Here is a 13,407-nt window from a genome sequence, read left to right as displayed (position 1 = left end):
GGGGTGACGAAGAAGGCAAAATCACGGGTAGTGGGTCGGTTTGAATTTCCGCCTGGATTAATAGAGCCAGTCTCTTTCTTCGTCATGCTGAACTTGTTTCAGCATCCATGGCCAGCTCTCTCGTCCGGCGCTGCGTTCGTCGAAACCTCAGGCCATGGACCCTGAAACAAGTTGGCAATTATACCCTTGGCATCCGTAAGCCTCCTTACTTCGTCATTGCGAGCGGAGCGAAGCAATCCAGAGTGCGCGCAAACCGCTCTGGATTGCTTCGCTCCGCTCGCAATGACGGGATTACGGATGCGAAAGCGATAAGCGCCGAACAAGTTCAGGGTGACGGGAAAAGAGAAGCGCGTGAACCACACACAGCGCAAACCATACACAGACGGAAATTCAAACTGACCCACCACCAAATCACGCTCCTGCTTGCAAACGGCATCACCGCCCGAAATGACGGGGAATCATCGTTCCACGCGAAGCGCCGTTCCGTCCCCACCCCTTGCCTCCCTCCGCCCCAATGCCTAGCTTGCCCCCGCAACCCCAACCGGAGCCCCCCGTCATGGACAAGAATCCGACCGCAACGCCCGCCCGCCTTGCCGCCAGGAAAGCCCTTGTCCATGTCCCGTTCCATCCCCGCGATCACCGTCTCCCGGCTCGGCTGGTCCACGCCTGACGGCCGCGCCGTCCTTTCGAACCTCGACCTTCGTTTCGCGCCCGAACGCACCGGCATCGTCGGACGCAACGGCGTCGGCAAATCGACGCTGCTGCGCCTGCTGACCGGCGATCTGGCCCCGTCGACCGGCAGCGTCGCGATCGAGGGGCGGATCGCGATGCTGCGCCAGACGGTGCAGGTCGCGCCGGACGAGACGATCGCCGACCTCTTCGGCGCCCGCGCCGCGCTCGCCCTGCTCCGCAGGGCCGAATCCGGCGCCGCGACCGCGGACGAACTGGCCGAGGCAGACTGGACGCTCGACGCCCGAATCGCCGAATCGCTCACGAAGCTCGGCCTGCCGTTTCCGCCCGACACCCCGCTCGCGCGGCTTTCGGGCGGCGAGCGCACTCGCGCCGCGCTCGCCGGCGCGATCTTCGCCGTGCCCGATTTCCTCCTTCTCGACGAGCCGACCAACAATCTCGACGCCGCCGGACGTGCCGCGGTGCGCGAGACGCTCGCCGGCTGGCGCGGCGGCGCGGTCGTGGTCAGCCACGACCGCGACCTGCTCGAAGAGATGGACGCGATCGTCGAGCTGACCGGCCTCGGCGCCACGCGGACCGGTGGCGGCTGGAGCGCGTGGCAGGCACGCAGGCAGATCGAGCAGGCGGCCGCCGAACAGCAGCTCGCGACGGCGGAAAAGCGCGCCGACGCAGTCCAGCGCCAGGCGCAGGCGGCGACCGAGCGGCAGGATCGCCGCGATTCGGGCGGCCGCCGCAAGGCCGCGCGCGGCGACATGCCGCGCATCGTCGCCGGCGGGATGAAGCGCCGCGCCGAGGAAAGCCGCGGCGCCGCCGGTCGCCTCGCCGAACGCCGGCAGGACGCGGCGACGGCGCAGCTCGCCGAGGCCCGCAGCCGGATCGAGATCGTCGATCCGCTCGCGGTGTCGCTCCCCTCGGCCGGCCTGCCCGCCTCGCGCACCGTCCTCGACCTCGACCATGTCACCGCTGGCCATGTCGCCGGCCGGCCCGTCATCCGCGACCTGTCCTTGACGATAACCGGGCCGGAACGCGTCGCGATCGTCGGCCCCAATGGCGCGGGCAAGTCGACCCTGCTCGCGCTCGTCGCCGGAACGCTCGCCCCGTGGCAGGGCCGCGCGCGCACCCTCGTGCCTTTCGCGCTGTTCGATCAGCGGGTGGCGCTGCTCGATCCGGCGCGCTCGGTCGCCGACAATTTCCTCCGCCTCAATCCCGGCACCACGAACAACCAGTGCCGCGCCGCGCTCGCCCGCTTCCGCTTCCGCGCCGAGGCCGCCGACCGCATCGCGGGCACGCTCAGCGACGGCCAGATGCTTCGCGCCGGCCTCGCCTGCACCCTCGGCGCGCCGCGGCCCCCGCAATTGCTGATCCTCGACGAACCGACCAACCATCTCGACCTCGACGCCCTCACCGCGGTCGAAACCGGCCTCGCCGCCTATGACGGCGCCCTGCTCGTCGTCAGCCACGACCGCACGTTCCTGAACGCCATCGGCATCGCGCGGACGGTCGCGCTGGACGGGGCGGGATAAGCGGCTGGTCCGCCATGGGGTGGGAAGGCGGACGTTGCGGCCCCATGAAGCCCCTCCCCTTCAGGGGAGGGGTTGGGGTGGGGGCCATCGGCCTTGCGCAAAGCCGATAGACCCCACCCCACTGCGACTAGGCAGCAAGCTACCAAGTCTTCGTTGCCCCTCCCCTTCAGGGGAGGGGCTTTCTCCCCATGTCCGCAACCGGCCGAAAGCCGACCCCACCCGCTCGCTACCCCGGAATCCGGCACTTGAGCCCGTGCAGCCCCACGACTTGATCGCCCACGCAGATCGGCGCCGCGATCAGTCGCACCCAGTCGCTGCGTGCCGGCGCGGACCATATCTCGACGTCGAGGGTGAAGCCGCGACGGTGCGCGATGGCGTGTGCGCGCAGCCGTTCCATCGCGGCGCGCGATCCCTCGCCATAGCGGGCCACGGCATCGGCGCGCGCGACGGGCGCACCGCGCGGCAGGCCGAACAGGTCATGGACCGTCGGCGACCAGGTCAGGCTGTCGTCGGCCAGATCGCATTCCCATGTGCCGATCCCCGCGCGCTCCAGCGCGTCGGCATCGGCCGCCGCCGGGGGCAGCGCGGGCGGGCGGACGCCGGCCCGCTCAACCCAGCCCAGATCGAAATGCCGCGCCCGCTCGAACAGCGGCCAGCTATGATGCAGCGGCAACGGATATTGATGTCGCAATGCGCCTGCCCCTTCCAGCGCGAGTCCCCACCGGCCGGAAAATACCGGACGCCTCGCCTGTCGGCAAGCCTGCACGCACTATCCCGACAGCTTCGCCATCATGCGGTCCTCCTTCGCGATCCAGGGCGCCAGGCTCGGTCGCGACAATATGGCTTCGCTCCACTCGGCGATCCGGGGATGGCGCGCCGGGTCGAGCACCGTGCCGCAATGGCGGAAATTCACCAGCGGCGACGCGACCGCGAGGTCGGCGAGCGTCAGGCCGCCGCCGACGAGGAAGCCCGACGCCGGGATCGCGCCTTCCAGATAGTCGAGCAGCCGGGGCAATTCCTCCGCCTCGGCCTGCGCCGCGGCGTCCAGGTCGCCTTCGCGGCCCAGGAATTTCGGCGCGACGATGCGGTTGAAGAACATCTTGCCGCTGCACGCCGCGAAGATCGTGTCGCCGAACTCCTCCCACCAGATCGTCCGGCCGCGTGCCTGCGGGTCGGCGGGGATCAGCGGCGGCTCGGGATGCTTCGCCTCCAGATAGTGGATGATCGCGCTCGAATCGGCGAGAAGGAAGCCGTCGTCGTCCATCGCCGGCATCTTGCCGAGCGGCGAGGCCGCCTGGAATCCGGGGTCGGGGTCGCCGATTCCCACCCCCTTCAGCTCGAAATCGATCCCCTTCTCACCCAGATAGCCGAGCAACTTCCGCACGAAAGGCGACACCACCGATCCATAGACTATCATCACCCGCTCCCGCTTCGATCCGGTGGCCAGAATAGGCGAGGCGCTGCGCCTTGCAACCCGTCCGGAACGGATGGAGCGCCGGTCGGCGAGCCGCCGAAATGGCCGCAACAACCGCTTGCTATCAGCCGCTTGGCATGAAAGAGTCCCGGTTTCGGGGCCAACAGGATGTCACCTCACCATGATGCGTCCGTCCGCCTGGGCAGATCGGCTGATGGCCCTTTCGGTCCGCTTCGTCGGGCTGGTCATCATGCTCGCCGCGCTCGTCGCCGCGGTCGCCAGCTTCTTCTATAACAAGGCCCAGGAGGTCGATCAGGCGGCGCGCGTCGCGATGCAGGTCGATACGAGGCTGCGCGACCAGCTCGGGGTGCTCGAAGGGGTACGCGCCCTCTATCAGTCGGACAATGCAGCGAGCGGCTTCGCCGTGCGTTCCTATCTCGCCGCGCTCCAGCCGCGCGCGCGCGCGCCCGGGATGCAGGGCATCGGCATCGCGATCGCGATGCGCCGCGCGACCCCGGCCGCCGCCGAGGACCGGTTGCGCGAGAATTACGGGCAGGCCATCAGGGTCTGGCCCGCTACCGATCAGCCGATCGGCTTTCCGATCGTCCTGATCGAGCCCGACGATCCGCTCAACCACGTCGCGCTCGGCTACGATATGTACAGCGAGCCGGTCCGCCGCGCCGCGATGCGCCGTGCCTGGCAGACGGGGCGCCCCGCGGCGAGCGGCATCGTCGAACTGGTGCAGGAACGCAAGGCGCGCAGCAAGCAGGCCGGCTTCCTCATCTATGTCCCCGTCTATGCCGAACCCACGCGGCCCGCCGTCTTCGCGACCGCGCGCGGCGCGCGCCCTATCGAAGCCTTCGTCTATGCCCCTTTCCGCATCGACAATCTGATGACCGCGGTGCTCGGATCGCAACTCGATCAGGTCGCCGGGATCGAGATGCTCGCCGGCGAAGGCCCGGCGGCGACGCGCGTGTTCCGGCGCGGCCGGATCGGCTGGGATGCGCACGAACAGCGGATCCAGGTCGCCGACCGCCAGTGGGTCATGCGCATTTCCTATGGCCGCTTTATCGATCGCATCGGCCGGCCGCTCGCCATCCTGCTCTTCGGCGCGGCGCTCAGCCTGCTCGCGATGCAGCTCCACCGGCTGCAGCAGCGCCGCCTCGCCGCCTTCCAGACGCTCACCGAGGAGCGCGAGCGCCACGCCGAAGCGCGTGAGCTGATGATCGGCGAGATGGCGCACCGGATGAAGAACGCCTTCGCCCGCATCGGCGCGCTCGCGCGCATCACGGCGCGCGAATCGGACGACCTCGACGATTTCCAGCGCCGCTTCGACGGCCGGATGCGCGCGCTGTCCGACGCGAAGCAGATGCTCGTCACCGGCATGGTCGAGAGCGTCGACCTCGGCCGGATCATCCGCCGCGAGCTCGAGATTTCGGGCTGGCCCGAAACGCGGAGCAACGCCCCCGTCCTCTCCGGTCCCGAGGTCCGGCTGGACGACGAAGGCGCACAGGCGATCGCGCTCGCGGTCCATGAACTCGTCACCAACAGCGTCAAATATGGCGCGCTCGCCGGCCAGGGCACGCTCGCGATCGGCTGGCGACGCGACGCGGGCGACGTCGCGCTCGACTGGAGCGAGAGCGGCCTTCCCGAAACCCCGCAGTTCGACGGCGAAAGCTTCGGCACCCGCTTCATCCGCGCGCTGATCGAGCGTCAGCTCGGGGGCAGTTGGGACCGCCGCGCCGGCGATCACAGCCTGTCGATCGCTATCCGCTGGCCCGCCGCCGCGGATTGACAAGCCCCGGTTGCGCGGCGACAGAGGCCGACCGGCTCCGCCGTCCAGGGGAACATAGATGCTCCGTCCGACATCGTTCGACGTCGCCGAACGCGCCGGCGTCTCGCAATCGACCGTCTCGCGCGCTTTGCGGAACAGCCCGGGCGTCAATGCCGAGACGCGCGCCCGCGTCGCGGCGGCGGCGCGCGAACTCGGCTATGTCGTCGACCGCCACGCCTCGTCGCTCCGCCTCAAGAGCAGCGAGACGATCGCGCTCGTCACCATCTGCCGCCCCGGCGAGGATCGCAGCGCGATCAACCCCTTCTACTTCGCGCTGCTCGGCAGCATCGCCGCCGCGACGTCGGCTCGCGGTTTCAACCTGCTCGTCTCGTTCCAGGAAAGCGCGGCCAATTTCCGCGCCGACTTCGTCGCCTCCGGCCTCGCCGACGCAATGATCGTCATCGGCACGACCAGCAACCGCACCGCATGGGATTTCTTCGCCGAGGCGCAGGCTGCGGGGCTCGGCTTCACCTGCTGGGGCAGCCCCGGCGATCCTTTCCACTGGATGCGCAGCGACAATGGCATCGGCGGCCGCCTCGCCGCCGAGCATCTGATCGCCGGGGGGCGGCGCCGCCTCGCCTTCATCGGCCCGCAGCGCTCGCCGCAGCGCCAGTTCGACGAGCGGCGCGACGGCTTTACCGCCGCGGCGACCGCGCGCGGCGTCACCCCCATCCTCGCCGAGCCGCCCGCGGCATCCGATCGCCACGCCCAGGGCGTCGCCGCCGCCCGCGACCTGCTCGCCAGGCATCCCGACGTCGACGGCATTTTCGCCGCGAGCGACATGCTCGCGCTCGGCGTGCTTCAGGGGCTCAAGGAAACGGGGCGCAGCGTTCCGGGCGACGTCGCGCTGATCGGCTTCGACGGCATTCGCGCCGGCACCCTCGCCGACCCTGCGCTCACCACGCTCGAGCCCGATCTCGACGCCGCGGGCGAGGCGCTCGTCGCCATGGCGCTCGAGGATACCGGCTTCCGCCGCAGCGGCACCCGGATTCCGGTCCGCCTCGTCGCCCGCGGCAGTGCCTGACCGTCCCATCGTGTCGGCGGCAACGCGGCGGCCGGTAACCAACCATTATCCAGACATCGCCTATGCTGGTGCGGGGTCACGCAGGAAACCGCTTTGACGGGACAGATTTTCATATCCTTGCTCAATCCGGCGATCGGGCTGCTCTTCGCCGCCGCCTTCTTCCTGCTGTGGTTCCAGCGGCGCGAGCGCTATATCGCCTATGCTGCGGCCGCCTATGTCGCGACCGCCTTCGCCTTCCTGGTCCAGGACGTCGCCCCGGCGCTGCCGATGGAATTGCAGCGCCTGCCCGCCAATGCCGGCTTTCTGCTCACGGGCCTGTTCTTCGCCGCCGCGATCGTCGGCCGCTATGGCCTGCCCATCCCCTGGCGGGCGATGACGGTCACGACCGCGGTGTCGCTCGCGGCCTTCCTCTGGTTCCTGCTCGGCCGGCCGAGCATCGAGGGCCGCATCTATACGATCAGCCTCGGCGCCGGAATCATCGCGCTGATGGTCGTGCGGGCGCTCTGGCCGCTCGCCAAGCCGCACCTGATCGACCGGCTGCTGTTCTGGGTCGCCGCGCTGTCGGCCGCCAATCTGATCGTGCGGCCGCTCGTCATCCTGTCGCTGACCGGCGGCTTCGCCAATTACGAGGGATTCCAGCAGTCGATCTACTGGACCACGGTGCAGTTCAGCCAGGCGATCGTGTCGGTGCTCGCCGCGATCAGCCTGATGGTCGCGATCGCGATCGACCTGATCGCCGAGTTGCGCCAGCAGGCCGAAAGCGATCCGCTGTCGGGCCTGCTCAACCGCCGGGGATTCGAGGCGGCGGCCACGGCGGCGCTGCGCCGCTGCGGCGGCGAAAACCCCTCCGTCGCGCTGCTGATCGCCGATCTCGACCGGTTCAAGCAGGTCAACGACGTCCACGGTCACGCGGTCGGCGACGCGATCATCGCCGCCTTCGGTGCGGTCGTCCGGCACAGCGCTCCCCCGGCCATGGTCGCGGGCCGCATCGGCGGCGAGGAGTTCGCGCTGCTGCTCCCCGGCGACGGCATAGAGACGGCGCGGCGCGTCGCGGAAGCCGTCCGCACCGGACTCGCCCCCGCCTGCGCCGGGCGTATCCCGCCCGCCCTGACCCCGACCGCCAGCTTCGGGCTGGCGACCGGCGCGCCGGGCAAGGGGTTGTCGCAACTGATGCGCGAGGCCGACCAGGCGCTCTACGAAGCGAAGCGCGCCGGCCGCGATCGCGTCCGCGCCTTCGCCTCGGCCCTGCCGCTGTCCGCCGCCGGCTGATCGCGGCCGCCGCTCAATCCTCCTCCTCGGTCCAGGCATCGCGATACGGCAACAGGCCGCGCGGCACGGGCTCGCCCGCTGCGACCGCCGTCAGCACGGTCCGTTCGCGCTCCCCCAGCGGGTTGCCGCAGGCGCGGCATCGCCCGTCGCGCAGGCCGCCTCCGGCACGCATCCGCTTGACCATCGCGATGCGCTTCACCAGCACCGCATCGGTCTCCTCCTGCGTCGCGATATGGCGCTTCCGCTTGATCCCGTCCTCGAACACCATGCCCGCGGCGAACTCCTCGCGGTCGATGAAGCGATGCCGCACCGCCTCGGGCAGCACGAAGGCCTCGGCCTGCTCCGGCGTCATCGCGCGCCCCGCCGCCCCCGAGGCGTCGCCGCGCTGGATCAGCAGTTTCAGCAGCGCGTCGGACGGCGCGACCCGCCGCTCGACCTCCTTACCGTCGCGGATGACGACGGTCTCGCGCCCTTCGACCGCGCGCTGCCACGCAACCGCCTCCAGCCCGCGCAGCGCCTTCGCCAGCGCCTCGGCGCACGCCCGGTCGAACGCCGGAAACAGCTTTCGGGAGCGATTGACCGAGGTCGTGCTGACCCCCGCCACCCGCGCCGCATCGGCCACGCACCCCGTCCGCGCCAGCACCCCCAGAAACACCCGCGTCCGCGCCACCGTCCACCCATCCTCGCGAATGCGCAGCCCGGGCATCAGGGGATTTGCCGCCCTCCTCCCCTCCCGCTTGCGGGAGGGGCCGGGGGAGGGCCTGTCGGGGTCCTCGCCATCGCTCGAAATCGCCACCGCCCGACCCCGCGACACCTGCCCCACCTTATGCCCCATAGCTCGATCTCCCGAATCATCTGGAATGAATCAGGAGATATTTGAACCTATTTGGTAATATAGGAAAGATATTTTTTCCTGGCATATTTCCTGTAGCCGCGCGGTGAGCGCGCGCAGGCCCGCCATAGCCATATGTCTTGACGCGGGCGGGCTCGTCGCCGAAGCCTTCCTTATGGACCTGCGTGTCGCCGAACTGCATTTTATCATGCCGATCGCAAATCTTGCCTCGGTTCTGGCGCACGGCATCCTGTCGTACGAGCAGGCGTCGCGCCTTCGACATGCGTCGGTTGCGATGCAACCGGTGCAGGATCATCGCGATCAGAGGCGCGTGCCGCGCGGCTTGCGCCTGCACCAATATGCCAATCTCTACTTCCACGCCCGCAATCCGATGCTTTACAAGCGGCTGAACGAAGCCGGATCGCTCTGCGTCCTGCGGGTTTCCCTTGCTGTGCTGGCGATCGAGGGGACGGTCATCACCGACAGCAATGCCGCCAGCGACTACGCCCGCTTTCTGCATCCCTCCCAATGGGCGCTGATAGATTTTGACGACGTGCTTGCCGAAAACTGGACCCATCCCGATGACCCGAGACGCTATTTCCAGCACAAGTCCCGCAAATGCGCGGAAGTCCTGGTGCCGCATCATATTCCACGGGAATTGCTGGCGGGCGCCTATGTGATAGATCGGACTGCTGGCACCCGGCTGGCCGATCACGCGCCGCATCTGCCTGTCACGATCGATCCCTTTCTGTTCTTTCGACCGAATGCGTGGTAGTCTGTCCCATGTTCAAAGCTCTGATCGGAGACCTGTTCGCCAGCGAGGCCCAGACGCTCACCAACACCGTCAATTGTGTCGGCGTGATGGGCAAGGGCGTTGCCCTGGAATTCAAGAAACGCTTTCCCCGCATGGCTCGGGATTATGAGGCCCGCTGCGCACGCGGCGAGGTGCGGCTGGGCGAACCCTATCTCTATCAGGACGAATCCGGCACCCGGATTCTCAACTTCCCGACCAAGGGTCATTGGCGCTCGGCGTCGCGGCTTCTGGATATCGAACGCGGCCTCGATCATCTGGCCGCCCATGCTGCCGGATGGGGCATCACCAGCCTGGCCCTGCCGCCGCTCGGCTGTGGCAATGGCGGCCTGGCCTGGTCAGAGGTCGGACCGCTCATCTACTCGAAACTGCGGGGATTGCCGATCGACGTCGAAGTCTATGCGCCTTACGGCACCCCAAAAAGCGAATTGACGGTCGAGTTCCTGGCCGCACCCGCCCAACTCAGCCTGACCGGCCAGGGAGTCAGGGCGGAAAAGCCGAACCCGAGTTGGATCGCCTTGATCGAAGTGTTGCGGGAACTTCAGGCGCAACCTTACGCCAATCCTGTGGGGCGAACCATTTTCCAGAAAATCGCCTATGTCCTGACCGAAATGGGCGTTCCGACCGGTTTCGGCTTCGGCAAGGGAAGCTATGGCCCGTTTTCGGGCGACATGAAGGCCGCGCTTCACGATTTCGCAAACCGCAACTGGTTGCAGGAAGCGCAGTTCGGCAAGATGATCGCCTTTCGCGTCAGCCCGCAATATGAAAAGGACCGGCGCAGGCTTTCCGCCGAAATCACGCTTCATCGCAAGAAGATCGACAAGACGGTCGATCTGTTCAGCCGCATCAAAAGCACCGAACAGGCCGAGGAGGTCGCAACCATCATCTATGCCTGTCGGTCGATCAAATCGCGCCGGCTGGCGTCGGCGGTCACCGAGCAGGATATTCTGGATTATGTTCTGGACTGGAAACCCTCCTGGCAGGCCGGGGAAAAACGCGAGGCCGTGGCCGGGGCAATCCGCAATCTGGTGCTGCTGAATTGGGTGAAGGCCGAAATCAGCGAACGAATGATCGAGGCCGCATAAGTTTTTCCGTCCAGGCGGATCGGGCATTGGGCTGCATCGCGGTTACGACCCACCCCCCCCTTGCATTTCCCCGCTCCCGGCGTAGGGAGGCGCCGACATAAACCCGCGCGCGCGACTCCCGCCTGCCCCGCTTTCCCGGCTTGGGCCAGCGGGGCGTCATTCCCCGCCGCGCCCGAAAAGGGAACTGCACATGACCACCACCGGCCACGACACGCTCGGAACACGCTCGACGCTCGACGTCGGCGGCAAGACCTACGCCTATTATTCGCTCGACAAGGCGGCGGCCAAGCTGGGGGACGTGTCGCGGCTGCCGTTCAGCATGAAGGTGCTGCTCGAAAATCTGCTGCGCTTCGAGGACGGCGGCTTCACCGTGTCGACCGATGACGTGCAGGCGGTGATCGACTGGCAGTCGAACCCGGTGTCGACGCGCGAGATCCAGTATCGCCCGGCGCGCGTGCTGCTTCAGGATTTCACCGGCGTGCCCTGCGTCGTCGACCTCGCCGCAATGCGCGATGCGATCGCCAGGCTGGGCGGCGACACGTCGAAGATCAATCCGCTCGTCCCCGTCCACCTCGTCATCGACCACTCGGTCATGGTCGACGAATTCGGCACCCCCAAGGCGTTCGAGCGCAATGTCGAGATCGAATATTACCGCAATGGCGAGCGCTATGACTTCCTGAAATGGGGGTCGAAGAGCCTCGACAATTTCAAGGCGGTTCCCCCGGGCACCGGCATCTGCCACCAGGTCAACCTCGAGCATATCGCGCAGGCGGTGTGGTCGAGCGAGGATGCGGACGGCCAGACCGTCGCCTATCCCGACACCTGCGTCGGCACCGACAGCCACACGACGATGATCAACGGCCTCGGCGTGCTCGGCTGGGGCGTCGGCGGCATCGAGGCCGAGGCGGCGATGCTCGGCCAGCCGGTGTCGATGCTGATCCCCGAGGTCGTCGGCTTCAAGCTGAAGGGGCAGCTCAGGGAAGGCGTGACCGCGACCGACCTCGTGCTCACCGCGACGCAGATGCTGCGCGCCAAGGGCGTCGTCGGGCGCTTCGTCGAATATTACGGCCCCGGCCTCGACAGCCTCAGCCTCGCCGACCGCGCCACGCTCGCCAATATGGCGCCCGAATATGGCGCGACCTGCGGCTTCTTCGGCATCGACGACAAGACGCTCGACTATATGCGCCTGACCGGCCGCAGCGAGGATAATATCGCGCTGGTCGAGACCTATGCCAAGGCGCAGGGCCTGTGGCGCCCAAGTGGCCAGGAGGGGGCCGGCATGCCCGACCCCGTCTTCACCGACACGCTCGAACTCGACATGGCGAGCGTCGTCCCCAGCCTCGCCGGCCCGAAGCGCCCGCAGGACAAGGTCGTGCTGACCGAGGTCGACGACGTGTTCAACACCGACCTCAAGAAAGTCTATGGCAAGGACAAGCCGGCGCGCGTCCCGGTCGCGGGCAAGGATCACGACATCGGCGACGGCGACGTGGTGATCGCCGCGATCACGAGCTGCACCAACACCTCGAACCCCGGCGTCATGATCGCCGCCGGTCTTGTCGCCAAGAAAGCGAACGAGCGCGGCATGAAGCCGAAGCCATGGGTCAAGACCAGCCTCGCGCCGGGGTCGCAGGTCGTCACCGACTATCTGGCCAAGGCGGGCCTGCAGGATCATCTCGACGCGATCGGCTACAATCTCGTCGGCTATGGCTGCACGACCTGCATCGGCAATTCGGGTCCGCTGGCGGAGCCGATCTCGGCCGCGATCAACGGCAACGACATCGTCGCCGCCTCGGTGCTGTCGGGCAACCGCAATTTCGAGGGCCGCGTGTCGCCCGACGTGCGCGCCAACTTCCTCGCCTCGCCGCCGCTCGTCGTCGCCTATGCGCTCAAGGGCACGGTGACCGAGGATTTCACCGGCACCCCGATCGGGCAGGACAAGGACGGCAAGGACGTGTTCCTCGCCGACATCTGGCCGACGAACCAGGAGGTCGCCGACGTCATCGCGGGCGCGGTCGACCGTCAGATGTTCGAGGCGCGCTACGCCCATGTCTACAAGGGCGACGAGCATTGGCAGAAGATCGAGGTCGAGGGCAGCGACACCTATCAGTGGCGCGCCGGGTCGACCTATGTCGCCAACCCGCCCTATTTCGAGGGGATGGAGATGACCCCGGCGCCGGTCGCCGACATCATCGCCGCCAAGCCGCTCGCGATCCTGGGCGACAGCATAACCACCGACCACATCAGTCCCGCGGGCAGCATCAAGGCGGACAGCCCGGCCGGAAAATGGCTTATGGAACATCAGGTTAACAAGGCCGACTTCAACAGCTACGGCTCGCGCCGCGGCCATCACGAGGTCATGATGCGCGGCACTTTCGCCAACATCCGCATCCGCAACGAAATGGTCCCCGGCATCGAGGGCGGCATGTCGCGCTACGGCGAAGAGGTCCTGCCGATCTACGACGTCGCGATGCGCCACAAGGCCGACGGCACCCCGCTCGTCGTCGTCGCGGGCAAGGAATATGGCACCGGCTCGTCGCGCGACTGGGCCGCGAAGGGCACCAACCTGCTCGGCGTCCGCGCCGTGATCGTCGAGAGCTTCGAGCGCATCCACCGCTCGAACCTCGTCGGCATGGGCGTGCTGCCGCTCCAGTTCCAGGACGGCCAGACCCGCGAGACGCTGGGCCTGACCGGCGACGACAGCTTCACGATAAAGGGCGTCGCCGACCTCAAGCCGCGCCAGACGGTGACGGTCGAGGTCACGCGCCCCGACGGGTCGACGTTCAGCTTCGACACGCTCTGCCGCATCGATACGGCGAACGAGATCGAATATTATATGAACGGCGGCATCCTCCACTATGTGCTGAGGAAACTCGCGGCCTGACCGCCGGCAAACCGAAACGGCGAAAACGCCCGTTCCCTTACGGG

General features: G+C 67.7%; 9 protein-coding genes and 2 pseudogenes. 8 read left to right on the top strand and 3 right to left on the bottom strand.

Annotation, left to right across the window (positions count from 1 at the left end):
• Positions 1-107: 107 nt before the first annotated feature.
• A pseudogene (locus FHR21_RS21280) lies at positions 108-1,112 on the top strand (ATP-binding cassette domain-containing protein); the annotation flags it as partial.
• 111 nt (positions 1,113-1,223) lie between these two features.
• Positions 1,224-2,174, top strand: a pseudogene (locus FHR21_RS21275) (ATP-binding cassette domain-containing protein); the annotation flags it as partial.
• Positions 2,175-2,439: 265 nt separating this feature from the next.
• Here the strand turns inward: FHR21_RS21275 and FHR21_RS03640 are convergent.
• The gene (locus FHR21_RS03640) at positions 2,440-2,904 is read right to left on the bottom strand and encodes a hypothetical protein (protein WP_184095351.1); all 465 of its coding nucleotides are present in this window, start codon (positions 2,902-2,904) and stop codon (positions 2,440-2,442) included.
• 78 nt (positions 2,905-2,982) lie between these two features.
• On the bottom strand, positions 2,983-3,630 hold the full coding sequence (locus tag FHR21_RS03635) for a glutathione S-transferase family protein (protein ID WP_184095349.1): 648 nt from the start codon (positions 3,628-3,630) through the stop codon (positions 2,983-2,985).
• Positions 3,631-3,841: 211 nt separating this feature from the next.
• On the opposite strand from FHR21_RS03635, the gene FHR21_RS03630 reads away from it, so the two are divergent.
• From FHR21_RS03630 to FHR21_RS03620, 3 genes are all read left to right on the top strand, one after another.
• The gene (locus FHR21_RS03630) at positions 3,842-5,422 is read left to right on the top strand and encodes a CHASE domain-containing protein (protein ID WP_246427007.1); all 1,581 of its coding nucleotides are present in this window, start codon (positions 3,842-3,844) and stop codon (positions 5,420-5,422) included.
• Between the two features lie 58 nt (positions 5,423-5,480).
• Complete coding sequence (locus tag FHR21_RS03625; protein WP_184095346.1) at positions 5,481-6,485, top strand: substrate-binding domain-containing protein; 1,005 nt, start codon at positions 5,481-5,483, stop codon at positions 6,483-6,485.
• A gap of 93 nt (positions 6,486-6,578) precedes the next feature.
• A complete protein-coding gene (locus FHR21_RS03620) occupies positions 6,579-7,754 on the top strand; it encodes a GGDEF domain-containing protein (RefSeq protein ID WP_184095344.1) in 1,176 nt (391 codons plus the stop codon).
• A gap of 13 nt (positions 7,755-7,767) precedes the next feature.
• On the opposite strand, the gene FHR21_RS03615 is transcribed toward FHR21_RS03620, so the two are convergent.
• Entirely contained in the window at positions 7,768-8,460 is a 693-nt protein-coding gene (locus FHR21_RS03615) for a hypothetical protein (protein WP_184095342.1), read from the bottom strand.
• A 301-nt stretch (positions 8,461-8,761) separates the two neighbouring features.
• On the opposite strand from FHR21_RS03615, the gene FHR21_RS03610 reads away from it, so the two are divergent.
• The 3 genes from FHR21_RS03610 to acnA all read left to right on the top strand — a co-directional run bounded on the left by FHR21_RS03610 (position 8,762) and on the right by acnA (position 13,363).
• The gene (locus FHR21_RS03610; RefSeq protein ID WP_184095340.1) at positions 8,762-9,361 is read left to right on the top strand and encodes a DUF4433 domain-containing protein; all 600 of its coding nucleotides are present in this window, start codon (positions 8,762-8,764) and stop codon (positions 9,359-9,361) included.
• 8 nt (positions 9,362-9,369) lie between these two features.
• Complete coding sequence (gene darG / locus FHR21_RS03605) at positions 9,370-10,482, top strand: type II toxin-antitoxin system antitoxin DNA ADP-ribosyl glycohydrolase DarG (protein WP_184095338.1); 1,113 nt, start codon at positions 9,370-9,372, stop codon at positions 10,480-10,482.
• 190 nt (positions 10,483-10,672) lie between these two features.
• Positions 10,673-13,363: an aconitate hydratase AcnA gene (gene acnA / locus FHR21_RS03600; RefSeq protein ID WP_184095336.1), complete on the top strand. Its 2,691-nt coding sequence runs from the start codon at positions 10,673-10,675 to the stop codon at positions 13,361-13,363.
• The last annotated feature ends 44 nt before the right edge of the window (positions 13,364-13,407 follow it).

This window comes from Sphingopyxis panaciterrulae, assembly GCF_014199295.1.
Classification (GTDB): Bacteria; Pseudomonadota; Alphaproteobacteria; order Sphingomonadales; family Sphingomonadaceae; genus Sphingopyxis; species Sphingopyxis panaciterrulae.
The sequence above is the reverse complement of the archived record's forward strand: the minus strand, read 5'-3'. Positions and strand labels throughout refer to the sequence as shown.